The sequence below is a fragment of the Allorhizobium sp. Av2 genome (assembly GCF_021462805.2).
GTDB classification, from domain to species: domain Bacteria; phylum Pseudomonadota; class Alphaproteobacteria; order Rhizobiales; family Rhizobiaceae; genus Allorhizobium; species Allorhizobium vitis_G.
The window spans coordinates 654,216-681,122 of the sequence record NZ_CP192696.1 but is presented as its reverse complement, the minus strand read 5'-3'; the positions used below and the strand labels follow the sequence as shown (position 1 = coordinate 681,122).

Below are 26,907 nucleotides of genomic sequence, written 5' to 3'. Positions count from 1 at the left end.
CACATCCCCTCGACACGCCTTCGCGACAACAGCACCGGGCGTTTTATCAAACACCTAAAGCGCTGCATGGTCTTCTCCCTCAACCGGTTTCGATTGAAGGACGTGTACAATCGCCGAATGCCCCTTCGGTCATGCACTTGTTGTTCTTAGCAGAATATGGAACATCCTCAACTCCGTCAGCGGTTTCACACGGCTTTGAGCAGATTGAAGGCGCTTGCCGCTTGAGTTTGCGGCCTGAGTAAATTACGTTGACGTGAACGTCAAAAAACCTTTGAGGAGCATCCCATGAGCGAATTGGTCACCCGCATTTCCGACAATGTCGGCATCGCCCCGGACACGGCGGAAAAGGCGCTTGGCATGATGCTGGGCTTTTTGCAGCGCGAAGCCGATGACGGCGCGGTTGCCCGGATGATCGAAGCCATGCCCGGCGCACCTGAACTGGTGGCTATGCACAATGGCGAAGGCAAGAGCGGCGGCCTGCTGGGTGGCCTGATGAGCGCCATCGGCGGCGGCGGCATCATGGGTCTCGGGCAGCAATTGATGAGCCTTGGACTAGGCATGGGAGAAATTTCGGCGCTTGCCAAGGAAACCATGGCCATTGCCCGCGAACATGCTGGTGACGAAGTCGTGGACAAGGTCGTGGCATCCGTACCGGGCCTTAGCCAGTTCGTCTAACACGCACCAGTCAGACTGTCCTTTCAAATATTTCAAACCTTGCAAATATCTCAAGCACCTGATGCATTTGAGATATTTGCAACGCGTTGAAGGTTGGACGCAGGTGTGCTCGCCATACATGGTGGTATTCGCAGGCTATATGGATTTTAACACCGAACATTAGCATTTATTTAGAAAATCAAAGATACGGTTCCGTAGGACTTACAACCAGTCGGGGTCATTTGATGAAAATGCCAGTGCAATCGGTTTCAGCAAAGCTTCTGCTGGCAGCAGGGGTCGTGATAACGATCTCTCTGGGCGGCTTCTCGATTGTCGGCATATTTGCCACCAAAACGCAACTGAGCGACAATATTGTCGCCGTGGCGACGCAAAAGGCCGAGCTTGCCTCCAGGCAGGTAACGGCAGATATTACCAATGTGGTTTCCTCTGCGACCAGCGTCGCGGCCAGCCTGTCGGGACTGATTGAAAACGGCGCCGGCAGCCGCGCCGATGTCATCGCCGCGCTGAAAAACATTCCACCACAATATCCAAGCATGTTTGGCGCATGGATGACCGAATTGCCTGATGTCCCGGCGGACCTTAAACTGCAGGGCGCTGAGGGCACCAACAAACAAGGTCTGTTCACGGCCTATTGGACCAAGGACGATAGCGGCAAGCTGGGATTTTCCACCTGGGAGATCAAAACCACCGATCAATGGTATGCCGAACCTCTGGCAACCGGCAAGAGCTTGATTACCCAGCCTTATATCTCGACCACCGGTCAGTTGCTGACATCGATATCCTTGCCGGTAAGGGTGAATGGCAAGATTGTCGGTCTGGCGGGCGTCGATATCAAGCTGGACGATCTCGCCGCGACAATCAGCGCTTTGCGGCCCTTCGAAGATGGCCGCATCATGCTGCTGGCCGATAACGGCAAATGGCTTGTGAATGCCGACAAGTCCCTGATGATGAAGGACTATGCCGATACCGGGGCCGCCGAGGTCAAGGCGGCGCTTGCCGATGGCAAGACGCGCATCATCCATGGCCTGCCGGATGGCGCGACACGGATTGTCTTTCCCTTTACCAGCCCCGGCATGAACAAGACCTGGGCCACGGTGCTGGACATTCCGGAAAAGACCTTCACAGGCCCGATCAAAGAACAGATCATCGCCATATCCTCCAGTTGCCTGATCATGCTGACGATCGGTCTTTGCCTGATTTACTTTGTCTCGACGCTGATCGTACGCCGGCCCTTGGCAAATGTGGTGGCTGACGTGCGTGTGATGGCCGGTGGCGATTACAACAAACCGATTGCCGGAACGGAACGTCACGACGAATTTGGCACCTTGGCGACAGCGCTCGACCATTTCCGCCGCGAACTCTCCAATGGCCTTCGCGTGCAGCAGGAACAGGATTCCTTACGCAAAAGCGTGGAACAGGACCGGGAACGCCAAAGCGCGCTGGAAAAGGCAAAGGCCGAAGATTTGCTACAATTTGTCCAGCAGGTCCAGGCTGGCTTCGATGCCCTGGCCGCAGGCGATCTGACCGTGCGCATGCAGGACAATGTCGCACCGGAATTCGAAGCAATCCGCCAGAATTTCAACACCTCGGTGGCAAGCCTTGAGGAGGCGATCGGCGCCGTTGTCCACGCAATCGGTACGATCCGGTCCGGTCTTGGCGAAATCTCGTCCGCCTCCAACGATCTGGCGCGGCGCACCGAACAGCAGGCCGCATCGCTGGAAGAAACCATTGCAGCACTCGGCGATGTGTCACGCGCCATCGACGGCACGGCCGACGGGGCTGGCCGGGCGCAGTCGGTCGTTACCGCCACCCGCGACAATGCCGCCAAGGGCGGAGATATCGTCTCCCGCGCCATCGAGGCGATGACGGCCATCCAGGGCTCATCCGAAAAGATCGGCAATATCATCGGCGTTATCGACGAGATCGCCTTCCAGACCAATCTCCTGGCGCTGAACGCCGGGGTTGAAGCGGCCCGCGCCGGGGAATCGGGCAAGGGTTTTGCCGTGGTGGCGCAGGAAGTGCGCGAACTCGCCCAGCGCTCCGCCAATGCAGCCCGCGAAATCAAGGCGCTGATCTCCACCTCCAGTGCCCAGGTTGAAACGGGGGTCCATCTCGTCAGCGCCTCGGGGTCCTCGCTGCAACAGATTGTCGATCAGGTCGCCAACATGAGTTCGACAATAACAGACATTGCCAATTCGGCCCGCGAACAGGCTACATCGCTGCGCGAAGTGACGAATGCGGGCGATGTCATGGACAAGGTCACCCAGCAGAATGCCGCCATGGTGGAAGAAACCACCGCCGCAGCCCAGAACCTTGCCCAGGAAACCGAAAATCTCGCCCATATGGTCCGGCGTTTCCGGACCAATTCCGCCAATTCCGGCCAGCCCCAGCGCTACGCCAAGGCGTCGTGAGATTGGCATCGGGTCTTCGATCATCTGCATGAAGATAAATGCCGCCGGATTACTCGGCGGCATTTCGCTTTCTTGGTTTCGCCAGTGGAATATTTTTTTCACAAAAAAGGTGGGTGCGGCCCAGCAATCGGGGTGCAGCCTTAGACTTTCGTTAGAATCTCTATGCAACCTTAGCCAAAATTCGGCAAACCGAGGGGCTGGTTGCAATGAGTATACAGGTAGGGACTGTTTCAGGAAAACTGATGCTGGCGGCAGGTGCCGCGATGGCGGCGCTCATCGCCTCCTATACGGCATTGAGCGGCTGGGAAACCAGCAAGCGCGTCAATGATCAGGTGGTGGCGCTCGCCTCCGAAAAGGCGGCCTCGGTCGCCAATCAGGTGGCCGTGCAGATCACCGATGTGGTGTCTGCCGGAACCAGTGTGGCTGGCAGCCTGTCCGGCCTGATCGAAAACGGCTCACGCAACCGAACCGATGTGATTGCGCTGTTGAAGGGCGTTCCGACCCATTACAAAACCATGTTCGGCGCCTGGATGACTGAAGTGCCGGAAGCCCCGCAGGAGCTGAAACTGCAAGGCACCGAGGGCAGCAACAAGGTGGGGATTTTTGCGGCTTACTGGACCAAGGATGATAGCGGTAACCTGGAGTTTTCCACCTGGGTCACCAAGACCGCCGACCAATGGTATGCGGAACCCTTGTCAACCGGCAAGGGGTTGATTACCCAACCGTATATTTCCACCACCGGCAAGCTTTTGACCTCGGTTTCAACCCCCGTCATCGTCAAGGGCAAGATCATTGGTCTTGCCGGTGTGGATGTGCAGCTGGGCGATCTTTCCGCCTCGATCAGCGCCATGACCCCATTTGATGGCGGCCGTGTCATGCTGGTGGCAGACAACGGCAACTGGCTGGTGCATCCTGATAAGGACACGCTGATGAAGCCCTATGGCGACACGGGTGCCGCCGATGTCAAGGCCGCCCTTGCCGATGGCAGGATGCGCATCCTTCACGGTTTGCCTGACGGTGCGACACGACTGGTCTTTCCCTTCACAGCGCCGGGCATGAACAAGACCTGGGCCGCCGTTCTCGATGTTCCCGCCAAAACCTTTTCCGAACCGGTCGTTGCGCAGGTGACCTCCACCGCCATCAGCGGGCTGGTCCTGCTGGTCATTGCCCTGGTGATGATCTACGGCGTTTCCATCCTCATCGTGCGCCGCCCGCTGGGCGACGTGGTGGAAGCCGTGCGCCGCATGGGCGGTGGCGATTACCAGACGGACGTGACCGGCAAGACCCGCAGCGACGAATTCGGCATGCTGGCCTCGGCCCTCGACAGTTTCCGCCTTGATCTCGCCAATGGCCGGTCCGTGCAGGCGGAACAGGAAAAGCTCAGGGCCAGCGTCGAGAGCGACCGAGAGCGCCAGACCGCACTGGAACTGGCCAAGGCGGAAGATCTGCGCCATTTCGTCCAGCAGGTGCAGGCAGGCTTCGACGCGCTGGCCGCGGGCGACCTGACCGTGCGGATGAACACTCATGTCGCACCGGAATTCGAGGCGATCCGCCAGAATTTCAACACCTCGGTCGCAGCGCTTGAAGACGCGATGGGCTCGGTGGTTTCCACCGTCAGCACGATCCGTTCCGGCCTTGGCGAAATCTCCGCCGCCTCCAACGATCTGGCACGCCGTACCGAACAGCAGGCCGCCTCGCTGGAAGAAACCATTGCAGCGCTCGGCGATGTGTCGCGCGGCGTCAACGGCACCGCCGAAGGCGCAGGCCGCGCCCAACATGCCGTTACCGCCGCCCGCGACAATGCCGCCAAGGGCGGCGACATCGTTGCCCGGGCTGTGGAAGCGATGACTGCCATCCAGGGCTCATCGGAAAAGATCGGCAACATTATCGGCGTCATCGATGAGATCGCCTTCCAAACCAATCTTCTGGCCCTGAACGCCGGTGTGGAAGCTGCCCGCGCTGGTGAAGCCGGTAAGGGTTTTGCGGTGGTTGCCCAGGAAGTGCGCGAACTCGCCCAGCGGTCCGCCAATGCCGCCAAGGAGATCAAGGCGCTGATCTCCACCTCAAGCGCGCAAGTCGAGACCGGCGTCGGCCTCGTCACCGCATCCGGCACTTCGCTGAAGGAAATCGTCGAGCAGGTGGTCGAGATGAGCACCACCATCACCGACATCGCCAACGCCGCCCGCGAACAGGCGACCTCGCTACGCGAAGTCACCGCCGCTGGCGACCAGATGGACAAGGTCACCCAGCAGAACGCCGCCATGGTGGAGCAAACCACCGCAGCGGCCCAGAGCCTGACCCAGGAAACCGAACATCTCGCCCAGATGGTCCAGCGCTTCCGCACCAATGCCGGAAGCTATGGCCAGCAACGCTATGCGATGGCGTCTTGAGGGATGAAATAAGGGGGCGGCAATGCTGCCCCCTGCCCTTTTTGCTCGGCACTGCATCATGTATTCAAATGATAACGGACGCGCACATCCAGCAACTTCCACTTGTTGCATGCGCATAATCGGTGTAGCCATCCGGCATTTACGACAGGTTCAGAGAGGCCGGAAATGACCGGAAATACGCCCTCCCCGTTGGCGGAACTCGCCAGACAGATAGCAGCAACGGCGACGCTGGAGGGCGAATTCGTGTTGCGCTCCGGCCAGGTCTCCAACCGGTATTTTGATAAATATCGCTTCGAGGGAAACCCGGTTCTCTTGAGAGAACTGGCCAAGGCCATGGCCTCCCTGCTTCCACCCGGAACCGAAATCCTTGCTGGTCTGGAACTCGGCGGGATTCCGCTTGTCACGGCAATATCGTTGGAAACAGGACTTCCCGCCGCCTTTGTCCGTAAAGAGGCAAAAACCTATGGAACCTGCCGCGCCATAGAAGGACAGGACGTCAGGGGCCGGCGCATCACCTTCATAGAGGACGTGATCACCACAGGCGGCGCCGTCGCCGATGCGCATCGATTGGCCTTGGCAGAGCAAGCAGACATTCTTGCCGTGGTTTGCGCAATCTGGCGTGGGAACGGCAGTCCTCATATCACAAACGCGCCCGACCTTGCGGTATTTCCGGTTTTCACCATGGCTGATCTGGAGAAGTGATCCCGAACCTTGGGCCGGTTAAGGGCCGACGAAGATCGAGGCGTTGAAATCGCTCAAGATCACCTCGCCCGAGGCGACCGGGTTGCTGTCGTAAAACCGCTCGATTGCGGCATCGTCCATCATCTCTAAAATATACGCCTGGATGATCTGGTAGTAGTGGTCCCGCAGCACGGTTGAATCCGGATCGAGATTGGTGACACAAACGGTGCCGGTCGGCTGGGTATCAACGAGGGTGATATGCAGGTCTGGCCGGTAGATCTTGAGGATCGGGATGATTTTCCAGACATCGCCGGTCCAGGACGGGGCATTGTCGCGGTCAAGCCGGCCAGCCATGTTAAAGACGCGCTCGGTCATTTCCGCGTTGATCGGCAGGCAATCATCCAGCATGACAACCGTGTCGCGGTGGGCGATCCGCTCGCTGTTGATGAAATCGCGCAGCAGATATTCGAACTGGTGCAGGCCATCGAGAAAAATCACGTCCGGCGACCGTCCCAGGATCACGCGCGGATCATGTTCGCGGAAAAATACGTCGCTGGTCATGCTGTAGAGATGAACCGCACTCTTGTTGGCGAGTATGTCGTAGCGGATCTTGAACTCCAGATCGACGCCGATGGCCTCGCATCCGATCCCCGACAGCGTGCCGCCATCCCGGACCCCGACTTCGAGATAGCCGCGCGCCTGTTTCTTGCCAGCAATCGCGGCAATGAAGTCACGGTAGGCAGGGCCTTGATGATTGCGTCTGAACATGTTTTCCAATTTCCTCGCCTGGAGATCGCCCGATCCAGGCCAAGACTGACCCTCTCCGCTTTGCGGTCATGGAGGAGCCAATAAATTGCACAACCTGATGTGCCAGTTCTGGCTTGTATGAAACTGAACCGAAGCAGCAGCCGGGCGATGTTTCAAAACAATCACCGCCACATTGATGAACGAAGGGATGCAAGCATGGGCCAGCGCAATATTCTGATCGAAGGCGTTTCAGGAACCGGCAAGACCTCCGTCGCCACCGAACTGCAACGGCGCGGCTACCACGTCATTCACGGTGATCGTGAACTGGCCTACCAGGGCGACCCCGAAACCGGCGAACCGCTGGATGCGTCCACACTGGCGCCGGGTCTTGCGGATGTAGCTTTCGGACACAGGCACCACCTGTGGGATGTCAGCAAGGTCAAAGCGCTGATTGCCGACCACAACCACCCGATCTCCTTCTTCTGCGGCGGCTCCCGCAATTTCCATCGGTTTATCGAGCTTTTTGACGGGGTCTTCGTTCTCGACGTCGATCAACACACCCTGAAAAACCGGTTGGCCAGCAGACCCGAAGACGAGTTCGGCGGAAAACAAGCCGAGCGGGATCTGATTATGCGGTTGCATGCAACGTGGGAGGATATTACCGAGAATGCGACGGTTATTGATGCGATGGTGCCGGTTGAGGCGGTTGTCGAGCTGATTTTGCTGGGGTGTGGAGGTGATCACTCACCCCCTAAGGGAGAGTATGACGTCCTGCCGGATCACCAGTGGAAGAAATTGCCATGAAGACGCTTACCCAGAATAGGGCATTGGTGTGATTCTCAGTCCGTTCGGCGATCATGGCTCGAACGAGTGCTTCTGCCCCAGCCAAGTCACCATAGATTTTCAAGGCTTGGATGGCCTGGCCGATGCTAGGCTGCTCTTCATTGAGAATTGTCAAAATCTTTCTGGACATGGCGCGAGGATAACACTTCGAAAAGCTTTCGTCATATCCCACAAATATGCGAGACAGCCCGCTCGCAATGAGCTTATAAGGACACTTTACCCCCTTGAATCGTGGGTTTACCGATGCGCATTGACCATGACCAAAGCCTTTTTGAAAAGACATTTAATCAGATCAAGTTAAGCCGAAACACCAGTCTCGCGGTATTGATCTTGCGTGACAACTATTCAGCCCTGGCCCATGTGACTTATCACCACGCCCATACCGTGCTGGGTAAGATGACTGTCGATGCACCATTCGTGAAGACAACCTATCCGGATGCCTGGATCGGACGTTACATCATCCAGGGTTACGCCGCTATAGACCCGGTGGTTCAGGAAGGAACCAAACGAATGTTGCCGTTCCGCTGGGCGGAGATTGAAGTCAAACCCGAGTCGTCCGCTCTTTTTACTGAATTCGAAGCCCACGGCCTCGGCGGCACCGGCTATTCCATTCCGATCATTGATCGTGCCGGTCGACGGGCACTGCTTTCGCTCAACTTTTCGCCGGATTTTACGGAATGGGAAGAATATGTGAATCTCTATCAGTCAGAATGGAGCGAACTAGCGCATCTCATCCACAAGCAAGCCATTGAAGAAATGTATGGCGATAAAGACCCAGCGCCACAAATAAGCCCACGAGAATTGGAAACACTCTATTGGGTCGGCCAAGGCAAAGAAGCTGCCGGGATCGCCGTCATTCTTGGCATTTCCGAGCATACCGTCCGGACTTACATGCGTTCAGCCAGGTCGAAATTGGATTGCGCGACCTTGGCTCAGGCCGTTGCGAAGGCAATGACCTTAAGGCTGATCAAGGGCTAGTCATACCACATATGTACTAGTCCTTTCGAGTTAACATGACCATGGGACTTATAATTTTAATCAATCGAGCGATGATCCTTCCAGTATCTCACGACGGAGGCTTCAATGTTCTTTTCTTTACAAGCTCACAATTACGATCATCATCAACCTCTCATGGAGCAAATGTTCAAACTCCGTAAACGTGTATTTCAAGACACGTTGAAATGGGATGTATGTTGCTCGCAAGACAAAGAATACGATATTTACGATACATACGGTCCTGCCTATGTTGTCTGGTGCAGTAAAGATGGGCAGCGCCTTTATGGTTCGATGCGCCTCATGCCGACCACCGGGCCGACCCTTCTCTATGATACGTTCCGCTCGACATTCCCCAAGACTGTGAATTTGGTCGCTCCTGGGATTTGGGAAGGCACGCGACTGTGCATCGACGAAGATGTGCTGGCAAAAGACCATCCAGACCTACCTGTCGCCAGGGCCTTCGGTATTATGCTTCTTACCGTTTACGAATGCGCCTTGGCGCACGGCATCAAGGCAATCGTTGCCAATTACGAACCACGTCTAAAGAAAATCTATGATCGGGCAGGCGCCGATGTGCTGGAAATCGGCAGGGCCGATGGCTACGGAAAGTATCCCGTCTGCTGCGGAACATTCGAAATTAACCATCAGGGCCGTGAAAACATGCGCCATGCCTTGAAGGTTCATGAACCGCTCTTCTCACGCGACGTACCGAACCCGGAATTTACGCCTGCTTTCGCCGTTGCTGCCTGAGCGAAGAATATCGAATAATGCGGAGTTTTGCAATGAAACCGAATGATCCTGCAGATGTCGCTATTCTCAAAGCCAAAATTGCCGATCATGCCCTCATGATGAAACGGCTGATCAAGGAAGCAGCTGACGCGCGTACACAGGTTCACGAGGAACTGTATCTTATAGACCATCTGATCAACATGCTATTCCTGGCCAGTTCCGGAATAGAGGATGAATATCGGGGCATGTCGTTCGTTCTCTAGGTGTTTTAGTTTTAGTCTCTGCTTCCAAGGGGGCCGCGCCGGGTGCTCTGTATAGCGCACACGGGTTCGCTGTAGCGCTTGATATCCACTTCGTAATTTTCTCCTTAAATCGATGCCGATTTAAGGAAACATGCAGTAAATGGGGGTGCAGTGGGAGATCGGCTTATAGAGAGGCCAGTTCTTCCGCTTTCAGCCAGAGGCGGATGTCGTTCCGGACGTTATCGAAACTTCCTCTCGCCTTCATTTTCCTGCTAGGCTTCAGGTGATACCGGCGTGTGGATCTTCGCTCAAAAGCAGCTGTGCCATTGCCTCGGTAATGGTGAGTTCGTCATAGGGTTTTGAGAAGAAGCGACTTCCACCAGGCAACATACTTTCCTTGATAATGGCAGCACCGGATGTGACGATCAGCTTCACCGGCGGCCAACGATCACGGATGTAGTGGGACAATTTGATACCGTCCATCGTCCCCGGCATCTGAACATCGGTGAACACAAGGTCAATGTCATCTCGCGATTCCAGGACGCGGATTGCCTCGTCAGCGTCGCCAGCCTCCAGCGCTTCGTAGCCCGCCGATTTGACAAGATCGATGGCACCCATTCGGATCAACGGGCTGTCTTCCACGACCAGGATAACCGGTCTGCCGTTCTTCATTGTTCACTCGATCTATGAGGCTAGCCACAATGCCGCGGCCTTTAGAGTTTTTTCGGAAAAGTGGAAAGCAGTTTTCGAAAAATACGATGCGAAAACAAAATTTTATGCGTCCTACAATGCCGTTTTTCTGCACAACACCGTTAGCGTTTTGGGGAGCCGTTTTGTTCCTATGCCGCTGGAGAAAAGTCGGCCTGGAGGTCCGATGCGTCCCGATGACTGATCGTAACCACCGTACCTGGCTCCGCGCTGCTCACCGTAATCTCACCGTTCATATTCTTCACGAGCGCCTCCACAATACCCGTCCCCAATCCCGCCTTGGGTGCATCGCTGCCCACCGGCATTCCTATGCCGTTGTCGGTAATGGTAAGCGTCCAGTCCTTGCCAGCCGATCGATAGTCGATGACGATCGTCCCGGCCCGCCCGTCTGGAAAGGCATGCTTAAGAGCATTGATCACCAGTTCGGTTACGATGAGCCCCAGACTTATCGAGACGTCCGCATCCACCGTACTATCGTCAACCGTCACCTGGATCGATAGCCTCTCGGGGTCGGCGATCATCGATGCACCGAGGCTTTGGCACAATTGCGTGAAGTAGGCACTGAGTTCAACACTGCCGCCGGGGGATGCGGAAAGCTGCCGTTGCAGCGCGGCGATAGACATGATGCGTTGACGGGCATCGTGCAGATGTCCGCGTGCCTCCTCCGACTGAACGCGACGTGCGCTCTGCATCAGGACGCTGGCGATGATCTGCAAACTGTTGGCGACCCTATGCTGAACCTCCTGCAACAGAATGGCCTTGTCACGCACCAGATCGTCTTTCAGACGCGCTTCGGCGCGCATGTCGGTCACGTCGGTTATGGCCAGAAGCAGGCGAATATGGTCGAGGTCGCCATCATCGAGCGTTCGTGCATTGACGACCAACCGCCGCGTTTTCTGGTTTGCTCGCTTCAGGTCGAGCTCGTAGGCATCGATGCTCGCACTGCCGGTCGCAGTCGCCCTCAACAGCGACAAAAGCCTGGGCATCGCCCATTCCCCGCTGCCAAGTTCGCCGAGGTGCCTACCGGAGACGGAGGTGGGGTCGATCTCAAAAGCCCGGCAAAACGATGTGCTTGCTGCAATGATTTTAAGGTCGTCAGACAGAAACAACAACGGTTCGTTGGAAGACACAACCACGGCAAGCGTGCTCGCCGCTTCTAAACGGACCGTCGGTATCTGTGGCATGAACGAGCTTTCGAGGGCCGAAGACTTGCGGAGCAAGCCATGACTCGGCAGGCAGCGTCGGAAAATCGATGGGGTCAAGTCCAACGCTGTCACTGTAACACGCCTGCCGCGGGGTTGTTGCATCAAATCGCCCAACTTGAGCGCTCACGGTCAAAGGGTTCGGGACAAGCGCACCTTTCGATCATGCAACGTCGTCTGGTCCGTTTCTAAGAGCCGAGCTGCTCCGGCGTGGTAGGGCCGTGTGTCAGTCATTGGCGCGAAGCGGACAAGTCAAAGCTTCTTGGGCGGATACCCTCAGTGGCGGCCTACATATCCTTGTCAATTATCCTAACTACGCGCTGCTTGTCGAAGAAACCGTGAGCGATGCGACGCTGGGGATTGGTTCCAATCCATCTTTTTACGAAGGTTGTCTGGCTACGGTCAGCGGCATAGACAAACCCGCCGGAACCCTCAACGACCTGTTTGTTATAGTTCCTGACGACAGCATTAGGTGTCATACTTTTAAGGTTGTTCATGGTCGGGATGTCCCGCGCGGCAAGAAAGAGCTTAGTAGGCCCGATTGCGAGCGCGATATGCCCGCCTGTCTGTTGGAGTCCGTTTGTGCGGATGACGGGTCGATCCGACGTTAGTAGCTTCTGGTTAGCGTCACTCACATCCCTTACGCACCAGCGCATCTTCTTCACAAATTTTAGCACGTTCTGATGATTGAAGAGGTTGAGGTACGCCCGGAACATCGACTTCTCTTCTGCAGCGGGTGTCATCAGCTTGATTTTGTCAGCCAACGTCGCTGGCTCGCCCGGCTCTCTCGTCTCCTCATAGGCAAGCTCCCAATGCGCGGGCACATCCACCACATATTTAAGCCAGTTCTCTCGCATCAGCTCTAAGTCCTCCGGACACCTGATAAGCAAGCCAACGATATACTGAGCCCACGCCTCGCGGAAGTTGTCCTTGCATATCGTGCGACCGCTGCCGAGGGCATGCATTGCCTTCTCGGCAACAGTGTCAGCTGGCGCAAAGAACTCCTTCTCGATGTCTGCTGCCTCCTTAGGTGGCACGCTATTCATGGAGTAAAGCTTACTAAGATAGCCCGTCGATTTAGGCGAGCCCTCCCGGATATGCAGACCATTTTCCGTCAGCTTGTATATCGTGAGCAGGCCGTTTGTCGTCCATCGCTTCGTATAGAATTTTGGGATGTAATGGTGGGCATCGGCGGTGTTTTGAATCGGCTGGTTCATGCCAAGATTATGCACCGTTGCGTTGCAGAAGGAAGAGCTGCACCTGTTAGCCCACAGCTAGATTATAAGCGCGTATTCGCCGCGATGACCGCTCTTGGCGCAAAGCGGACCTCAAGAGAGTGACACGTTTGCCCCTCCCCCAAACGACAAAAGGCCGGCCCCGCCAGACCGGCCTTTCGCCTATCCTTTACCCCAGCCTCAGGCCAGCGTAGCGGATACTTCTGTTGCCGTGCGCATGGCGTGGCTGTAGGGGCAGACGATGTGGGCAGCGGCGACGAGCTTTTCGCCGGTTTCGCGGTCGATGCCTGGCAGATCAACGCTGATGGAGACTTCGATGCCGAAGCCGGTGCCGTCTTCGCGGGGGCCGATGCCAACCGTGGCGGTGACCTTGGCGTCTTCAGGCACCTTGACCTTCTGCTGGCCAGCGGCAAACTTCAGCGCGCCGAGGAAGCAGGCGGAATAGCCAGCAGCAAACAGCTGTTCGGGATTGGTGCCGGTGGCGCCATTGCCGCCCAATTCCTTCGGTGTCGTCAGCGTTACATCCAGAACGCCGTTTTCGCTGACGGCGCGGCCTTCGCGACCACCGGTTGCAGATGCCTTGGTTGTGTAGAGAATAGCCATGAGAGTCTCTCCTTTTTGAAAACTGGGCGTTTTGGTTGTTTGAAGGCCGGAACAGTGTGCCAGCCGCTGTGTCTGTATTGTTAGTATCACGCAATTCAATTGTACGCAATTGTTTTTTGCACATTGCATTTTTATGACAAGGCTGGGAGAATGTGTTCTCACCTGCATGAAGGATAAGGCCGATGGACAAGACGGATCTGGTGCTGGACAAGCAGCTCTGCTTTGCGCTTTACGGCGCATCGCTGGCGCTGACGCGCACTTACAAGCCGCTGCTGGAGCCGCTGGGCCTGACCTATCCGCAATATCTTGTGATGATGGTGCTGTGGGAAACCGACCATCTGGCGGTCAAGGCGCTGGGGGAGCGGCTGGGGCTGGACAGCGGCACGCTGTCGCCACTGTTGAAACGGCTGGAACAGGCGGGCTACGTCACCCGCCAACGCCAAAGCCAGGATGAGCGGCAGGTGACCGTCTCACTCACCCCCACGGGCGCCGCCCTGCAGGACAAGGCTGTGGACGTGATGGCGGCTATCGGCTCTGCGACCGGCTGTAGCCTGGAAGAAATCGCGGCGCTGCGCGATCAATTGCAGGATTTGCGCGGCAAGCTGAATGCCGCCGCGCAGGACTCTTGATCCCTATTGCAGGACGATGATCCGCGCCTTGTTCGGCACGCGGTCATAGAGGTCGATAATGTCTTGGTTCATCAACCGCACACAGCCCGACGACATCGCCTTGCCGATGGAGTTCCATTCCGGCGAACCATGCAGACGGTAGAGCGTGTCCTGACCGTTCTGGAAGATGTAGAGCGCGCGCGCGCCCAGCGGGTTCATCAGGCCAGGTGCCATGCCGCCATTGGCGGAGGAATATTTGGCAAGCTGCGGCTGGCGGGCGACCATTTCATCCGGCGGCGTCCATTTTGGCCATTTCTGCCGCCATTGGATCACGCCTTCGCCCTGCCAGGCAAAGCCCTCGCGGCCAATGCCGACGCCGTAGCGCATGGCGGTGCCGCCCTGTTCCACCAGATAGAGGAAGCGGTTGGGCGTATCGACAACGATGGAGCCCGCCGGATAGCCGGTCGGATCGCTAACCCGCTGGCGATAGTAGCGCGGCGGAATCTGCTGGTAGGGAATGGCCGGAATGACGAAGCCGCCATCGACCACTTCGCCATACATGGCGTCCAGTTCCGGCGTGGATGGCGCCATGGGTCCCGTGGGCTGCACCATACCGCCCAGCGAACCCTGGTCATACACCGGGGGGCGATAGGACGAAGCGCAACTGGACAGAAGCGCTGCCGCTCCAAGGCCGGAAAAAGAGAGAAAGGCACGGCGGGAAAAATCGGGGCTTGTCATATACGGTGGTACATCCTGCTGGTCAGCAGCGCACAAACGCACGCTGCACGGTTTTGTTCCGCAAGATCCTATCTACAGCGATTTACCCGAATTTCACCGCCAATAGCGCACACACACGTTCACATTTGCGCCATTGCGTGTCGTTCAGGCAACAGGCCGGTAGGCGGAGCCTCGACCGTGGCTGCCTACACCTTACATAACCACGATCTCCGCTTTGTCCCGCACACGGGAATAAAGATCAATCACATCCTGATTGAACATCCGCACGCAACCTGACGAAACGGCCTTGCCGACGGATTGCCAATCGGGCGTGCCATGGATGCGGTAAAGCGTATCGCGGCCATTCTGGAAGATATACAGCGCGCGCGCGCCGAGCGGATTGCGCAGGCCCGGCTCCAGCCCGCCTTGCGCGGCGGCAAACTGGCGCATGTCGGGCTGGCGCTCGACCATGTCGTCGCTTGGGGTCCAGCGCGGCCAGGTCTTCTTGAACTGGATAACGCCCCTGCCCTGCCAGGCAAAACCCTGCTTGCCGAGGCCAACGCCATAGCGCATTGCCCGGCCATTGGCCTCAACCAGATAGAGATAATGCGCCTTGGTATCGACCACGATGGTGCCGGGCCGTTCCGTGGTCGGATAATCAACCTCCTGCCGCAGGAAGCGCTTGTCCACCCGGTCGAGCGGAATGGCAGTCAGCGTATGGCCGTCATCGCTCATCTGTCCATAAATCGCCTTCTGCATTGGCGTCGCAAACGGCGAAACATAGGGCTCGGCTGCTGGCATCCCATAGGTCTGGTGGAAAGGCGTCTTGAACAGGCCGAGGAATTTATTGGGCTTTTCCGTCGGCGGCGCGGCCATCGACTGGTTCCAGGTCGGCGCGGTCTGGGCCGCAAACACTTCCGTATTCATCCGCTGCGTATCCGTCACGAAATAGCAGCCGCCAAGCACAGACAGCGACAGGCAGCCAAGCCCTGCCAACAGGGCACGAGCAACACGGGAAAACGGGCGGACAAAAACAGTAGACGACATTGCGCAACCTGGCCTGGTTCGAGATTGCCACGAGACTGACAGACGCGGCTGGCGCGAAGCTGGTGAAGGGATGAGCTTTGAGCAAATCGAAAATGATGATGTCGTCGCCTCAATCACCATGACGAAACACCAATATGCAATCAAAGATAGAAAGTTACACGCAAGCTTTGATTGATAATTCGATTAAAAATTAAAGCCGGAGGTCGAGTTGAGCGCAACAATTTCATCCACCACCACGACATCATCCAGCACCGTTTATCAAACGAAGCAGACGCCGAAGCTGCCAGACGATTTTTACGAAACCGAATACACAACGCTGGAAGATCTTCCCGCAGAAGATACCGACAGCGAACCAGCCACCGTATGGGGCGTATTGCATCTCAGCACAGGAACTGTAACGCTCTACAATGAAGGCGGCTCCAGATACAATCCGTACGAACAGGGAACCGACTTTTCGGAATGGGGTGAGGGTATCGATTGGGAAAACCTTGATACCCCGGAAGAACGCGCCGCCGCCATCATGGAAAAACACGGCGGCAAACTCACCGCAAGCTCTGTCGAAAGCGGCGACAAAAGCCTGACCAGCGAACTGATGAGCACGATGTTCAGCAGCGATGCGCTGGTGGATCGGATGATGATGACCAGTTCCGGTGAAAGCCTGCAAGAGGGCTTGCTGTCATCCGATGAAGAGGCGAATGGGGCGCAAGCGAGTGGATCGGCCATGTCAGCCGCCAGCGCTGTGCAGCCATCGCAAGTGCAATCCACAGCCGCCTGATCGAGTACCGCATTGCGGCATCGGGGTTTTTCATTTCCATGCTCATAGGAGGGGTCACATGAGCACGACAGTTACACCCGGCATAGCGTATGCCTATGGCTATTCCTCAACCAAGGCTGCGGAGGCCGATACCGAGTTTATGGCGAGTTTGCCTGACGATAGCCAACCCAAGACCGCCTTGCAGGTGGAAATGGAAGCGATGTGGGCGGAGGTTGCGGCGGAGCAGGTCAAGATTGAAGCCGATAACAAGCCCGCGACCGTGTGGGGAACCATACAGACCGAAATCGGTACAGCGACGATTTTTAATGAAGGGGGCATGGCCTTCACGTCCACTGACGGAAAAAGCCACAGTTTTGCAGACATAGCTGATATAGATTGGGAATCCGGGTATACGCCTGAGGAACTTGCGGCGGCCATCAGGGAAAAGCACTTTGGCATCCTCACGACAAGCTCTGTCGAAAGCGGCAGGAAAAGCCTCACCACCGAGCTGATGAGCAAGATGTTCAGCAGCGATGCCTTGGTCAACAGGATGTTCCTGACCGATACCGGCGAGACTATTCAGGACGATTTGGCCGCGACGGATGAAGACGCGGCGGCGGATCAAGGCGCGGACGCTGCCCCGTCTCCGGCATCCACCGCGGCGGCGGCCAGCGGGTTGTTGGCGGTGCAGGGTCTGGCCGCAGCCGTCTGATCGGCCTCCTCTGTCTCACCCATGACACAGATCTGCGGTTTGCTGCTCCTACTGCATAATCCCCCAAATCGGACTCGATCTGAGGGATTATGCAGGAAATTCGAAGCGTTACAGCATCTTATGTGCGTTTGATAAAACGCACGATGCTGTAGACCATTGATGGCAAAGGAGGATCGCCCATGGCCTTGCAGAATTATCGCTACGTTCCCGGCACGATCATCATCATCGGCAAGCAGCCGGATGGCGATTCGGTGCGGTTTCGCCCGGATGATGAAAACCTGCTTGCCGACATCTACCGCGCCCATCTGCTGCGCCCGGCCAAGGATGGCAGCCATCAACTGCGGCTGGAAGGGATCGATACGCCCGAAACCCATTACGAGAGCAAGGCGCAGCCGCGCGGCGGGGTGGCGCGGGATTATCTGCTGCGCGATCTCATCGGCTTTTCCTCCTTTTCGCTGTCGAAAGAAACCGTCACCGCCGCCGAGCCGCAAACCATCCAGGCCGGTATTCTGACGGCCTCCGCCGATGTTCACGGGCGACCGATTTCCTATCTGACGTTTGACGGCAATCCGTTTTCCTCCGGCGATACCGGCGCGATTTCGCAAAAGGCCCTGGAGGCCAGCGCCAATTACCGGCTGATTTCCAGCGGAATGGCCTATCCCATGCTCTATAGTTCCGCGCCGGTAGACCAGCGCGAGACGATTTCCGAGGCCGCAAGACAGGCGCGGGATGCGGACCTTGGCGTCTGGGCGGTGGATAAGACGGAACGGTTTGCCCTCACCGACCTCAGCGATCTTGGCTGGGCGAGCGGCAGCAAGCCGGGCGAGGAAGAGGAAGACGGCACCGGCAAGGCCCAACTGATTTTCCCGAAACTGTTTCGGCGTGGCTGCGATTTTCTCAAATCCGGTGAGACCGATCTGGTCGAGTGGTTGCGCAAGACGGAAAGCGAAAACGACAAGGTGATTATCGACAACCGCAGCGAAGTGCCGCTCTCGCAATTGCTGCGCCGGGAAAACGACCGCTACCGTTTCGATGCCGATCTGACACAGGCGGTGTTCGTCGAAAAGTAGCTTCGCTATGCCATGGAAAATCACCAATGATCCATGCAGGGTGAACGCTGTATTCATCATCCAGCCGATTGCGGATCACCGCCTGCCCGCCTACATCGGGCAGGCAATTTTTCTTCCATAATACGGAGTGTCATCGAAGATGGCAGTTCGTATTTCCTTTTCGACTATCTCAAGCCTTTGCTGCATGTGAGATAGTCGAAATTCTTCAAGGCGGGGATGCGTGAGCATCTTCGAGCCTTCGCATAAGGATAGTATCGTGCTGCTTGATAAGTTGAACTGGCGTTATGCCGCCAAGAAAATGGACCCGTCGAAAACTGTTGCCGAAGACAAGGTCGAGCGTATTGTCGAGGCGGCCCGGCTGGCGCCGACGTCCAGCGGCTTGCAGCCGTTTTCCGTGCTTGTCGTGACCAATAAGGAGATTCGCGAGCGGATCAAGCCGATCGCCTGGAACCAGGGCCAGATCACCGATTGCTCGCATCTGCTGGTGTTTGCCGCCTGGGACAATTACACGGCGGAACGGATCAACACGATGTTTGATCTCACCAATGCCGAGCGCAATTTCACCAATGAAGGTTGGGAAAACTATCGCAAGATGCTGCTGGGCACCTATCCGCCACGCGATCCTCAAGTGAATTTCGAACATGCCGCCCGCCAGGCCTATATCGCGCTGGGGCTGGCCCTGACGGCTGCCGCCTTCGAAGAAGTTGATTCAACCCCGATGGAAGGTTTCGACCCGGCAGCGCTGGACGAAATTCTCGATCTGCGCGCCAAGGGCCTGCGCTCCGTCGCCATCCTGCCGCTCGGCTATCGTCAGCCGGACGGCGACTGGCTGGTCAACCTGAAGAAAGTCCGCCGCGCCCGCGAGGACTTCGTCATCGAGGTGAAGTGAGAACTTTGCTCTTCATCACTCCCGGCAATCGGCCAGCGCCGTCACCGGCGCATTGACGATCAGCACCCCGGAAGCCGGATAGACCCGGCTGAGAACCGCCGTCACCTCGGGATTAACCACCCAGACCTCCCGGCCCTCGCCGCTGCATTGCGCATAGCGGGGGCCAAAAGCCGCTTCCAGCGCCTCTTGCGCCTTGCGAGAGCCAAACAGGTCGTTTTCGCCGGTGGACAGGAAAAGGCTGGACGGTTTGCCGAACCTGGAGACGGGGCAAAGGCGCAGGCTGGCTGAGAATGTGCCAATGCCGCCAAGCTGCTGCTGCGGTCTGGCGATATCCAGTTGCGCTGCGCAATTGTCCGGCCTTTCAATGGTGCTTTCGCCATAAGGCTTCAGCCAAGCCGCCATGGCATCCGCGTTGGTCCATGGTACCGGCTCGTTTTTCAGCCGCGTGAATAATGCCGTCAAAGCCGCTTTGTCCACCAGCGCATTGGGCGGCGCTGAATTGACTTTGCAATTGGCATCCGGTGGGGCAGACGCAAGCAGCGTCAATTGCGCAATGGTTTCCGTCTTATAGACATCAATCCGCAAGGCCAGCGAGTGGTCAGGGTGTGGTGCCCAATAGGCGTGGGTTTCATCGCTACAGGCCGGATCGGATGGCCCGAAGGCTTGATCAAGCTTTTGACGAAAACCATCCGCCGCCGCCTTATCGGTAAAGCGCATGTCGATCAGCGTGCCGCGCACCTCGCCGTGAATGACCGGCAGGATATAGGCCAGACCCGGCACATTGCCCGTCAACTGGTGCAGGCTGGCCGTTTCTTCCGGCGGGGAGACCAGACCGGCGAAATGCCCGGCCAGAACCGCTTCGTCCGCCAGCGCCTTTTCCATATCGCCGACCTTCTCGACGATCCGCGCCGCATCCTCATCGCCTAGAAAGCCTGGATCACGGGCCGTAAACGGCTCCGCCGCCAAAGTGGAGACCGTAAGGGAGAGGCCACGCAAAACAGCAGCCGCAAGGGCGAAAATTATGCGGTGTACTGGGGCCATGCTCGCTATGCTACCAAAGAGTGCTTTGCTCTCTGGTAGCATAGCACCCTTATACCGGGCAAATCACTCCGCCACGGCCTCCACCGGTTTCGGGGCCTCGCCGGTCGGCAACCGGACGTTTTTCAGGCAGCAAGACGCGATGAAGCCGCAGCCGATGATTAGCGCCATGCTGATGAACACCGGCCCGAACGCATGGGCATAGGTGGCCGAGACCGCCGCGCGGGCTGCCGGGTCCAGCGCCGCCATGGCCGCCGGTGTCAGGCTTTCGATATTGCCGACGCCGGGGATTTCTGCGCCGCCGGTCATGAAGGCCGACAGCACCGCGCCATAGATGGAAATGGCGATGGAGGCACCCCCCATGCGGGTTAGCGTCACCGTGCCGGTCGCCGCGCCGACATCCTTCTGGGCCACGGCATTCTGCACGCCAATCACCGGGATCTGCTGACCGATGCCGACGCTGATGCCATGCATCAGCATGAGCGCGCCGATCACCGCGATTGGTGTGCCAACAGGCAATTGGCTGAAGAGGGCAAAGGCAATGCAACTGCCCGCGCCGCCGAGGATACCGAAGATCTTGTAACGTCCGGTCGCGGAAATCAGCCGTCCGCTGCTGAGCGAACCGATGGCGATGCCGCCGGTCACAGCAATGAACAGCAGGCCGGCCAGTGTCGGCGAAAGCCCGGTCGTGGTTTGCAGGTAGAGCGCGACATAATTAACGGAGCCAATGCCGACAGCACCACTGGCCAGCGATATGATCCACAGCAGCCGGGCCGTGGAATTGCGCATCAGGCTGATCGGTACCATTGGTTCTGCTGCCCGCTTTTCCACCTGCACGAACAGCACGGCGCAAACCAGGCCAAAAGCAACGACGCCGAGGCTTCCCGGTGCCACCAGCGAACCGAAGATCTGGCCGCTATCGGCCCAGAACACCACGCTGGTGACCGCCCCGGCCAGAAGCAGCGCACCGGCATAATCGATCTTCGGACGCCGCTGCGGCTTGCGATAGGGCAGATAGAGGCCAAGGCCCACCAGAACAACAATGCCGATCGGCAGGTTGACGAGAAAGATCGACCGCCAGCCGAACAGGTCGCTCATCGTGCCGCCCAGGGTGGGGCCAATGGCGCCGGAGGCCATCAGCACCAGGCTGGAATAGCTCTGATAGCGGGCCCGCACCCGTGGCTCGAACAGATCGGCATTGATGGAAAAGATCGACACCATGATGCCGCCGCCGCCAAGCCCTTGCAGCACCCGTGCTGCAATCAGCGTGTTCATCGAGACCGCCGAGCCGCAAATCAGCGAGCCGACGGTAAAAATCGCGATTGCCGTCATCATCACATATTTGCGGCCAAACAGGTCGCCCAACTTGCCATAGAGCGGCATGACCGCGCTCATGGCCAGAAGATAGGCGGACCCCACCCAGCCGAACCGTTCCAACTGGCCGAACTCGCCGACGATGGTGGGCAATGCCGTGGAAACGATCTGATTGTCCAGTGTCGCCATGAACAGCGCCGTCATCAGGAACAGAAACAACATCATCCGCAGGCGCGGATCAGGCACCAGCGACTGGAAGGGGGGCGGCTCCACCGTCTTAGGAGCGACGGCCGGATCGGACAGGGCAGTATCCATGCAGAAATCTCTTTGGTTGCAAGGCAGAAGGAGCTGGAAAGGCGCGATTGTCTGGGGTGCTATGGCCTGAACGAGCGGAGAACGAAACGTTCATTGCTCTTGTCATATATGTGATAAAAGCATATATTGTGTTTTATTGTCAATCAGCACATATATGATAAAAGCACATATTTTCGTGAACTCCCATCTGCACTGGCTTTCGCATGACCCAACCTCAAGACCGCGCCGAACACGCAACTGCCCTGGGCGCCGATCTTGCTGGTGAGCAAGCCCCTGCGGGCGTCGAAACGGCCTTGGACGGCATTTCGCAGACCATGGCCCGGCTGCGCATGATGATGGGCCGCCGCTTCATGTCGCGCATTGCGCTCAGCCGGATGAGCGAGGGCCACGGCATGGAGCTTTCCCATTTCGATGTGGTGAAGGTGGTTTCCCATTCCGCGCGTGGCCAGGAAGTGACCGTCGGGGTAATTGCCGAGCAGATGCGCATCGATCCGTCGCGAGCAAGCCGCGTCGTGGCCGATCTTGTCCGGCGCGGCGCCCTGCGGCGGGAGGCGTCACAGGCCGATGCCCGGCGCACTATCGTCACCCTGACGCCAATCGGTGAGGAATTGCTGCATCACTTCGACAGTGTTCGCCGCGAGGTGATCGGCCAGACGGTGGAAGACTGGAGCGCTGACGACATCATCACATTCGAAACCCTGTTCGATCGCTTCATCTGTGGGCTGGAATGCCGGGGAACGATGCTGGCCAAAGAGGCCGGAGATAAGATTTAATACCAAGGGCCGCCTTCCATTCATACTTCAGATTGCCGCCGGTTTTGCATGACATCGGGTGCGCATGAAACGATGGACCGGAAAATCGGCCGAAAAATCGGATTGATCTTGCCGCTGCCGTGGTTGCAAGATCCGTTATGGGTGATACCTTTCGACCTCGCCGGATGACCGTATTCTCTTTCGGCCAATGATTGTCCCGGAAAAGGGAAATCCGATTTTTCCGAAAAGACAAACGAAAACCTGTTGTGCTCCAGAGGTCGTTTTGATGATTATGTTCCGCTGTAGATCCTTGCTGTTCCCATCCTCAGGCCTGTTGACAGCGCTGGCACTGGTGCTTGCGCCGATGACATCGCTTCATGCCGCCTCGCCTGCTCCGGTCGAAGGCCGCAATGGCATGGTGGTCACGGCCCAGCATCTGGCCACCGATATCGGCGTTACGGTGCTGAAATCCGGCGGCAATGCCGTCGATGCCGCCGTGGCCGTAGGATACGCGCTGGCAGTGACCTATCCGACCGCCGGCAATATCGGCGGTGGCGGTTTCATGACCATTCGCCTCAAAGATGGCCGCACCGATTTCATCGATTTCCGTGAAAAGGCACCGCTGGCCGCCAAGAAGGACATGTATCTCGACGACAAGGGCGAGATCGTGCCGCGTGCCAGCCTGGATGGCTATCTGGCCGTCGGCGTGCCCGGAACCGTCAAGGGGCTGGAACTGGCGCGGGAAAAATACGGCACCAAGGACCGCGCCGCGTTGATCGGTCCGGCGATTGCGCTGGCCCGCGACGGATTCACGCTCAACCAGGGCGATGCCGCCATTCTGGCCGGTGGTGCCAAGCGGCTGGCAAAAGACCCGGCAGCGGCAAAGATCTTCCTGAAAGCCGATGGCGCGCCCTATGGCGCAGGCGAAGTGCTGAAACAGCCGGATCTGGCCAATGTGCTGGACAGCATTGCCGAAAAAGGCCCTGATGCCTTCTACAAGGGCATGCCTGCCCAGGCAATTGCCAAGGCCAGCGCCGATGGCCGTGGCATATTGACCACCGCCGATTTCGAGACCTATGCCGTGCGTGAGTTGAAGCCGGTCGAATGCGACTATCGCGGCTACCATATCATCTCCTCGCCGCCGCCATCCTCGGGCGGGGTGATCATCTGCGAAATCCTCAACATTCTGGAGGCCTATCCGCTGGCCGAGCAGGGCTATGGCGCAGCCACCACCGTGCATCAGATGGTCGAGGCGATGCGCTACGCCTATGTTGACCGCAATGCGGCGCTGGGCGATCCTGATTTCGTCAACAATCCGCTGCCAAAAATGCTGGACAAGGCCTATGCCGCCGAAATCCGCGCCAAGATTATCCCTGGCAAAGCCGGAGAATCCACCAATCTGAAGCCGTTCGGGGGCAAGGAAAGCACCGAGACCACGCAATATTCAATCATCGACGGTGACGGCAACGCGGTTTCCGTCACCTATACGCTGAACGGCTCGTTCGGCGCGGGCGTGGTCGCCCCCGGCACCGGTATTCTCCTCAACAACGAGATGGACGATTTCACCTCCAAGCCCGGTGTGGCCAATCTCTACGGGTTGGTGCAGGGCGAGGCCAATGCGATTGCGCCGAAGAAAACGCCGCTCTCCTCGATGAGCCCGACCATCGTCACCAAGGATGGCAAGCCGTTCATGGTGATCGGCAGCCCCGGCGGCTCGCGCATCATCACCATCACGCTGGAAGCGATCCTCAATGTGGTGGATTTCGGCATGGACATTTCCGCCGCCGTCAACGCGCCGCGCATTCACCATCAATGGCAGCCGGACAAGGTCTATTATGAGTCCTACGCGCTATCGCCCGATACGCTCCAGAAGCTGAAGGACATGGGCTATACGCTCGATGGCGGCAATGACGGCCCGGTCTGGGGCCAGGCCGCCGGCATTCTGGTTGGAGGCAAGAGTGTCTCTGATATTGCCAAGGCCGGGGACAAGGCATCCGGCTATTTTGGCGCCATCGACACCCGGGCTGTCGCCGGTTCCGCCAAGGGTTATTGACGAGGCTTGCCGACGAAGACGGTGGCCGGAGCCGCCGTCACAGTCCGATCAAGGCCAGAGCATCCGGCGGCGGACGGCTTTCCACCCGCCGGTAGAGGCGGCAATCCAACGTGCGCGACAACAGCCTGTTGTTGACCATTTCCCGGCGCAGCAGGACATGATCGCCAAAGCCATTCAAGCTTCGGAGCAGCGCATTGACCTGCGTTTCCGGCATGTCCCTATCGGCGGGAAAGGCCGCCCAGAGCTTCCATAGGCTCAGCCGCTGGTGGCTGGTTTTCGATGGCCAGCGGATCAGCACGCCTTTGTCACCAAAGCAGCGCGCGACCGCCTCGACAAGCCGATAATCGACCGGTGGATCGGTGGCCTTTGGCAGAGCCAGCCTTGCCTGGGCCGCACGTGACGCTTTCCAGTGCTGGAAATTGGCGTGGCCTGAGGCGCGGGCGAGCATATTGAGAAGCTCGACATGGCCGGGTGCTCCCTCATGCTTTTGAAGTTCGCGGCCAAGACGGCGGGCGAGATCGGAAATATCTGCGATTTCATAAGAGTAAGTCAGACGCGACATCGCTTTATCCCTCGATAGATGCGCCCATGCCATGCCGGTAACCACCGTCCTGCCAGCGGGCGCAATAAAGCGTGCCGTGGATCTACAGCGCCGTGCGCCAGATATGGCGCACAAAGGTTCGCTGTAACTCTTTCATACCTACTGCATAATTTTCTCTTTAAACCCATTCCGGTTTAAAGAGAAAATTATGCAGTAGGATGATGCAGGTTTAGCTCTCCTTTGCAGGAGCGGTGATGTCTGGGTGAACTGCGGACCCTGTTAAGAGTGATAGAAGCAAATTGTTTTCAGTGTCAATCCCGCGCTTCCCAAGGCTGCATTTCAAGGATAGCCTCACCTCCAAATCACCCTTGGGAGACACCGATGTTAAAAGTCTATGGCTGCTATAAATCCCGCGCCACGCGCGTCATATGGCTTGCGGAAGAGCTGGAGCTGGCCTTCGATCATATCCCGGTCTTGCAGGCGGTGAAGCTGGACAATCCACTCGCACCGGATGCACCGATCAATACGCAGTCGCCTGCCTTCCTGGCCATCAATCCGTTCGGGGCCATTCCGGCAATCGAGGATGACGGGTTGGTTCTGTTTGAATCGCTCGCCATCACCCTTTATCTTGCCAAGCAATATGGCGGCGAGATCGGTCCGAGGGATCTGGAGGAAGATGCGCTGATGATGCAGTGGTCGCTGTTTGCCGCCACTGAAATCGAAGGCAATGCGCTGAAAATCTCCCGGATCTCCATGGATGGCCGGTTGGACAGCGAGGCCGGTCAATCCGAAGCCGCAGCCGCAGCCCGGCTGTTGAAACGGCCGATGGCCGTGCTGGAAAAGCATTTCTCGGCCAAGGAATTCGCCGTTTCCGACCGTTTCACCGTAGCCGACATCAATCTCGCCGAAATCGTTCGCTACGCCCAGCCTTATACGCCGGTGATGGACGCCCATCCGAGCGTCAGTGCCTGGCTTGGCCGCTGCCAGAGCCGCCCGGCCTTCAAGGCCATGTGGGAAAGGCGGGCTGCGGAGTAACCGATGGAACCCGCACTGACCCTGGCGCCGCTGGCGCGCGACGACCGCGCCCGCGTCCTGCATCTATCCTTGCCGCTAGAGCAGCAGATATTTGCCGGGCCCATCGAAAGCGTTATCGATGACAACGATCAAACGGTGGATTTTCACATCGGCAGTGTCAGCGATGACCCTGTCTGCTTCTTCAAGATCGACCGGGACTATAATACCCGCCTCTCCAGTTTTGATCTGGCGAAGCACGGTTTCCAACCCGGCGATCTCGGCCTGCGGGCGCTGATCGTCGGCAGCCAATTTCAGGGAAAAGGCTATGGCAGGGCAGCCATGGCCGCGCTGCCAGCCTATCTCGCCCGCCATTATCCGGCCAGACACTGTTTCCTCACCGTCAACCTGCGCAATCCCACGGCAATTGGCCTCTACACAAAAAGCGGCTGGCAGGATACCGGCCAGACCTATCTCGGCGGCAAGGCCGGGCCGCAGGTGCTGATGCTGCTGGAGCTTTGATCGGTCCCATAACGGCTCACCTCCAGGCAGAGCCATTCTATATCCCTAAAAACAACCAGTAATTGCTTTATCCATCGATTCATCCTGTGGAAAGGTCTGCTT

Annotated in this window: 27 protein-coding genes; 17 read left to right on the top strand and 10 right to left on the bottom strand. The window is 57.8% G+C overall.

Annotation, left to right across the window (positions count from 1 at the left end; all coding sequences use genetic code 11):
• Positions 1-285 precede the first annotated feature (285 nt).
• The 4 genes from FS819_RS03235 to FS819_RS03220 all read left to right on the top strand — a co-directional run bounded on the left by FS819_RS03235 (position 286) and on the right by FS819_RS03220 (position 6,178).
• Positions 286-675: a hypothetical protein gene (locus FS819_RS03235; protein ID WP_015915280.1), complete on the top strand. Its 390-nt coding sequence runs from the start codon at positions 286-288 to the stop codon at positions 673-675.
• Positions 676-899: 224 nt separating this feature from the next.
• Positions 900-3,086, top strand: coding sequence for a methyl-accepting chemotaxis protein (locus tag FS819_RS03230; RefSeq protein ID WP_156550468.1), 2,187 nt, complete (start codon positions 900-902; stop codon positions 3,084-3,086).
• 206 nt (positions 3,087-3,292) lie between these two features.
• A complete protein-coding gene (locus FS819_RS03225; protein ID WP_156550467.1) occupies positions 3,293-5,476 on the top strand; it encodes a methyl-accepting chemotaxis protein in 2,184 nt (727 codons plus the stop codon).
• A gap of 165 nt (positions 5,477-5,641) precedes the next feature.
• Positions 5,642-6,178, top strand: coding sequence for an orotate phosphoribosyltransferase (locus FS819_RS03220; RefSeq protein ID WP_156550466.1), 537 nt, complete (start codon positions 5,642-5,644; stop codon positions 6,176-6,178).
• 18 nt (positions 6,179-6,196) lie between these two features.
• Here the strand turns inward: FS819_RS03220 and FS819_RS03215 are convergent, their stop codons facing one another.
• A complete protein-coding gene (locus tag FS819_RS03215; RefSeq protein WP_156550465.1) occupies positions 6,197-6,925 on the bottom strand; it encodes a class I SAM-dependent methyltransferase in 729 nt (242 codons plus the stop codon).
• A gap of 195 nt (positions 6,926-7,120) precedes the next feature.
• On the opposite strand from FS819_RS03215, the gene FS819_RS03210 reads away from it, so the two are divergent.
• The 4 genes from FS819_RS03210 (at position 7,121) to FS819_RS03195 (ending at position 9,735) form a co-directional block, all read left to right on the top strand.
• Positions 7,121-7,708: an AAA family ATPase gene (locus FS819_RS03210; RefSeq protein WP_156550464.1), complete on the top strand. Its 588-nt coding sequence runs from the start codon at positions 7,121-7,123 to the stop codon at positions 7,706-7,708.
• Between the two features lie 282 nt (positions 7,709-7,990).
• The gene (locus FS819_RS03205; protein ID WP_156533969.1) at positions 7,991-8,725 is read left to right on the top strand and encodes a helix-turn-helix transcriptional regulator; all 735 of its coding nucleotides are present in this window, start codon (positions 7,991-7,993) and stop codon (positions 8,723-8,725) included.
• 105 nt (positions 8,726-8,830) lie between these two features.
• The gene (locus FS819_RS03200; RefSeq protein ID WP_156550463.1) at positions 8,831-9,493 is read left to right on the top strand and encodes an acyl-homoserine-lactone synthase; all 663 of its coding nucleotides are present in this window, start codon (positions 8,831-8,833) and stop codon (positions 9,491-9,493) included.
• Positions 9,494-9,525: 32 nt separating this feature from the next.
• A complete protein-coding gene (locus tag FS819_RS03195; protein WP_156533973.1) occupies positions 9,526-9,735 on the top strand; it encodes a hypothetical protein in 210 nt (69 codons plus the stop codon).
• A gap of 258 nt (positions 9,736-9,993) precedes the next feature.
• On the opposite strand, the gene FS819_RS03190 is transcribed toward FS819_RS03195, so the two are convergent.
• From FS819_RS03190 to FS819_RS03175, 4 genes are all read right to left on the bottom strand, one after another.
• Positions 9,994-10,386: a response regulator gene (locus FS819_RS03190; protein ID WP_156550462.1), complete on the bottom strand. Its 393-nt coding sequence runs from the start codon at positions 10,384-10,386 to the stop codon at positions 9,994-9,996.
• A 167-nt stretch (positions 10,387-10,553) separates the two neighbouring features.
• Entirely contained in the window at positions 10,554-11,606 is a 1,053-nt protein-coding gene (locus FS819_RS03185) for a sensor histidine kinase (RefSeq protein ID WP_156550461.1), read from the bottom strand.
• A 305-nt stretch (positions 11,607-11,911) separates the two neighbouring features.
• Complete coding sequence (locus FS819_RS03180) at positions 11,912-12,841, bottom strand: DUF4238 domain-containing protein (protein WP_156550460.1); 930 nt, start codon at positions 12,839-12,841, stop codon at positions 11,912-11,914.
• 198 nt (positions 12,842-13,039) lie between these two features.
• Entirely contained in the window at positions 13,040-13,462 is a 423-nt protein-coding gene (locus tag FS819_RS03175; RefSeq protein WP_015915272.1) for an organic hydroperoxide resistance protein, read from the bottom strand.
• A gap of 182 nt (positions 13,463-13,644) precedes the next feature.
• Here FS819_RS03175 and FS819_RS03170 point away from each other — a divergent pair, with 182 nt between their 5' ends.
• Positions 13,645-14,091, top strand: coding sequence for a MarR family winged helix-turn-helix transcriptional regulator (locus FS819_RS03170; protein ID WP_156550459.1), 447 nt, complete (start codon positions 13,645-13,647; stop codon positions 14,089-14,091).
• Positions 14,092-14,094: 3 nt separating this feature from the next.
• On the opposite strand, the gene FS819_RS03165 is transcribed toward FS819_RS03170, so the two are convergent.
• Together FS819_RS03165 and FS819_RS03160 are read right to left on the bottom strand one after the other, a co-directional pair.
• A complete protein-coding gene (locus FS819_RS03165; protein WP_156550458.1) occupies positions 14,095-14,808 on the bottom strand; it encodes a L,D-transpeptidase in 714 nt (237 codons plus the stop codon).
• A gap of 192 nt (positions 14,809-15,000) precedes the next feature.
• Positions 15,001-15,834: a L,D-transpeptidase gene (locus FS819_RS03160; protein WP_409050130.1), complete on the bottom strand. Its 834-nt coding sequence runs from the start codon at positions 15,832-15,834 to the stop codon at positions 15,001-15,003.
• 208 nt (positions 15,835-16,042) lie between these two features.
• Here FS819_RS03160 and FS819_RS03155 point away from each other — a divergent pair, with 208 nt between their 5' ends.
• The 4 genes from FS819_RS03155 (at position 16,043) to FS819_RS03140 (ending at position 19,259) form a co-directional block, all read left to right on the top strand.
• On the top strand, positions 16,043-16,609 hold the full coding sequence (locus FS819_RS03155) for a hypothetical protein (protein ID WP_156550457.1): 567 nt from the start codon (positions 16,043-16,045) through the stop codon (positions 16,607-16,609).
• Positions 16,610-16,667: 58 nt separating this feature from the next.
• Positions 16,668-17,300, top strand: coding sequence for a hypothetical protein (locus FS819_RS03150; RefSeq protein ID WP_156550456.1), 633 nt, complete (start codon positions 16,668-16,670; stop codon positions 17,298-17,300).
• 179 nt (positions 17,301-17,479) lie between these two features.
• The gene (locus FS819_RS03145) at positions 17,480-18,370 is read left to right on the top strand and encodes a thermonuclease family protein (RefSeq protein ID WP_156550455.1); all 891 of its coding nucleotides are present in this window, start codon (positions 17,480-17,482) and stop codon (positions 18,368-18,370) included.
• Positions 18,371-18,626: 256 nt separating this feature from the next.
• On the top strand, positions 18,627-19,259 hold the full coding sequence (locus FS819_RS03140; protein WP_234624880.1) for an NAD(P)H-dependent oxidoreductase: 633 nt from the start codon (positions 18,627-18,629) through the stop codon (positions 19,257-19,259).
• Positions 19,260-19,274: 15 nt separating this feature from the next.
• Here FS819_RS03140 and FS819_RS03135 read toward each other — a convergent pair whose 3' ends face one another.
• Positions 19,275-20,300 (bottom strand): hypothetical protein, encoded by a 1,026-nt coding sequence (locus FS819_RS03135; RefSeq protein ID WP_156550454.1) that lies wholly within the window; start codon positions 20,298-20,300, stop codon positions 19,275-19,277.
• Positions 20,301-20,363: 63 nt separating this feature from the next.
• On the bottom strand, positions 20,364-21,836 hold the full coding sequence (locus FS819_RS03130) for an MDR family MFS transporter (protein ID WP_156550606.1): 1,473 nt from the start codon (positions 21,834-21,836) through the stop codon (positions 20,364-20,366).
• Between the two features lie 293 nt (positions 21,837-22,129).
• On the opposite strand from FS819_RS03130, the gene FS819_RS03125 reads away from it, so the two are divergent.
• The gene (locus FS819_RS03125) at positions 22,130-22,699 is read left to right on the top strand and encodes a MarR family winged helix-turn-helix transcriptional regulator (RefSeq protein ID WP_234624857.1); all 570 of its coding nucleotides are present in this window, start codon (positions 22,130-22,132) and stop codon (positions 22,697-22,699) included.
• Positions 22,700-23,042: 343 nt separating this feature from the next.
• Complete coding sequence (gene ggt, locus FS819_RS03120) at positions 23,043-24,731, top strand: gamma-glutamyltransferase (protein ID WP_409050135.1); 1,689 nt, start codon at positions 23,043-23,045, stop codon at positions 24,729-24,731.
• 37 nt (positions 24,732-24,768) lie between these two features.
• Here ggt and FS819_RS03115 read toward each other — a convergent pair whose 3' ends face one another.
• Positions 24,769-25,293: a DUF2087 domain-containing protein gene (locus FS819_RS03115; protein WP_156550453.1), complete on the bottom strand. Its 525-nt coding sequence runs from the start codon at positions 25,291-25,293 to the stop codon at positions 24,769-24,771.
• A gap of 360 nt (positions 25,294-25,653) precedes the next feature.
• Here FS819_RS03115 and FS819_RS03110 point away from each other — a divergent pair, with 360 nt between their 5' ends.
• A complete protein-coding gene (locus FS819_RS03110) occupies positions 25,654-26,307 on the top strand; it encodes a glutathione S-transferase family protein (protein WP_156550452.1) in 654 nt (217 codons plus the stop codon).
• 3 nt (positions 26,308-26,310) lie between these two features.
• Positions 26,311-26,805 (top strand): GNAT family N-acetyltransferase, encoded by a 495-nt coding sequence (locus FS819_RS03105; protein ID WP_156550451.1) that lies wholly within the window; start codon positions 26,311-26,313, stop codon positions 26,803-26,805.
• Positions 26,806-26,907: the final 102 nt, after the last annotated feature.

Excerpts from the sequence above, each read along its gene's own strand:
- FS819_RS03235 (WP_015915280.1), top strand. The coding sequence starts at position 286 with ATGAGCGAATTGGTCACCCGCATTTCCGACAATGTCGGCATCGCCCCG.
- FS819_RS03230 (WP_156550468.1), top strand. The coding sequence starts at position 900 with ATGAAAATGCCAGTGCAATCGGTTTCAGCAAAGCTTCTGCTGGCAGCA.
- FS819_RS03225 (WP_156550467.1), top strand. The coding sequence starts at position 3,293 with ATGAGTATACAGGTAGGGACTGTTTCAGGAAAACTGATGCTGGCGGCA.
- FS819_RS03220 (WP_156550466.1), top strand. The coding sequence starts at position 5,642 with ATGACCGGAAATACGCCCTCCCCGTTGGCGGAACTCGCCAGACAGATA.
- FS819_RS03215 (WP_156550465.1), bottom strand. The coding sequence starts at position 6,925 with ATGTTCAGACGCAATCATCAAGGCCCTGCCTACCGTGACTTCATTGCC.
- FS819_RS03210 (WP_156550464.1), top strand. The coding sequence starts at position 7,121 with ATGGGCCAGCGCAATATTCTGATCGAAGGCGTTTCAGGAACCGGCAAG.
- FS819_RS03205 (WP_156533969.1), top strand. The coding sequence starts at position 7,991 with ATGCGCATTGACCATGACCAAAGCCTTTTTGAAAAGACATTTAATCAG.
- FS819_RS03200 (WP_156550463.1), top strand. The coding sequence starts at position 8,831 with ATGTTCTTTTCTTTACAAGCTCACAATTACGATCATCATCAACCTCTC.
- FS819_RS03195 (WP_156533973.1), top strand. The coding sequence starts at position 9,526 with ATGAAACCGAATGATCCTGCAGATGTCGCTATTCTCAAAGCCAAAATT.
- FS819_RS03190 (WP_156550462.1), bottom strand. The coding sequence starts at position 10,386 with ATGAAGAACGGCAGACCGGTTATCCTGGTCGTGGAAGACAGCCCGTTG.
- FS819_RS03185 (WP_156550461.1), bottom strand. The coding sequence starts at position 11,606 with ATGCCACAGATACCGACGGTCCGTTTAGAAGCGGCGAGCACGCTTGCC.
- FS819_RS03180 (WP_156550460.1), bottom strand. The coding sequence starts at position 12,841 with ATGAACCAGCCGATTCAAAACACCGCCGATGCCCACCATTACATCCCA.
- FS819_RS03175 (WP_015915272.1), bottom strand. The coding sequence starts at position 13,462 with ATGGCTATTCTCTACACAACCAAGGCATCTGCAACCGGTGGTCGCGAA.
- FS819_RS03170 (WP_156550459.1), top strand. The coding sequence starts at position 13,645 with ATGGACAAGACGGATCTGGTGCTGGACAAGCAGCTCTGCTTTGCGCTT.
- FS819_RS03165 (WP_156550458.1), bottom strand. The coding sequence starts at position 14,808 with ATGACAAGCCCCGATTTTTCCCGCCGTGCCTTTCTCTCTTTTTCCGGC.
- FS819_RS03160 (WP_409050130.1), bottom strand. The coding sequence starts at position 15,834 with ATGTCGTCTACTGTTTTTGTCCGCCCGTTTTCCCGTGTTGCTCGTGCC.
- FS819_RS03150 (WP_156550456.1), top strand. The coding sequence starts at position 16,668 with ATGAGCACGACAGTTACACCCGGCATAGCGTATGCCTATGGCTATTCC.
- FS819_RS03145 (WP_156550455.1), top strand. The coding sequence starts at position 17,480 with ATGGCCTTGCAGAATTATCGCTACGTTCCCGGCACGATCATCATCATC.
- FS819_RS03135 (WP_156550454.1), bottom strand. The coding sequence starts at position 20,300 with ATGGCCCCAGTACACCGCATAATTTTCGCCCTTGCGGCTGCTGTTTTG.
- FS819_RS03130 (WP_156550606.1), bottom strand. The coding sequence starts at position 21,836 with ATGATGTTGTTTCTGTTCCTGATGACGGCGCTGTTCATGGCGACACTG.
- FS819_RS03125 (WP_234624857.1), top strand. The coding sequence starts at position 22,130 with ATGACCCAACCTCAAGACCGCGCCGAACACGCAACTGCCCTGGGCGCC.
- ggt (WP_409050135.1), top strand. The coding sequence starts at position 23,043 with ATGACATCGCTTCATGCCGCCTCGCCTGCTCCGGTCGAAGGCCGCAAT.
- FS819_RS03115 (WP_156550453.1), bottom strand. The coding sequence starts at position 25,293 with ATGTCGCGTCTGACTTACTCTTATGAAATCGCAGATATTTCCGATCTC.
- FS819_RS03110 (WP_156550452.1), top strand. The coding sequence starts at position 25,654 with ATGTTAAAAGTCTATGGCTGCTATAAATCCCGCGCCACGCGCGTCATA.
- FS819_RS03105 (WP_156550451.1), top strand. The coding sequence starts at position 26,311 with ATGGAACCCGCACTGACCCTGGCGCCGCTGGCGCGCGACGACCGCGCC.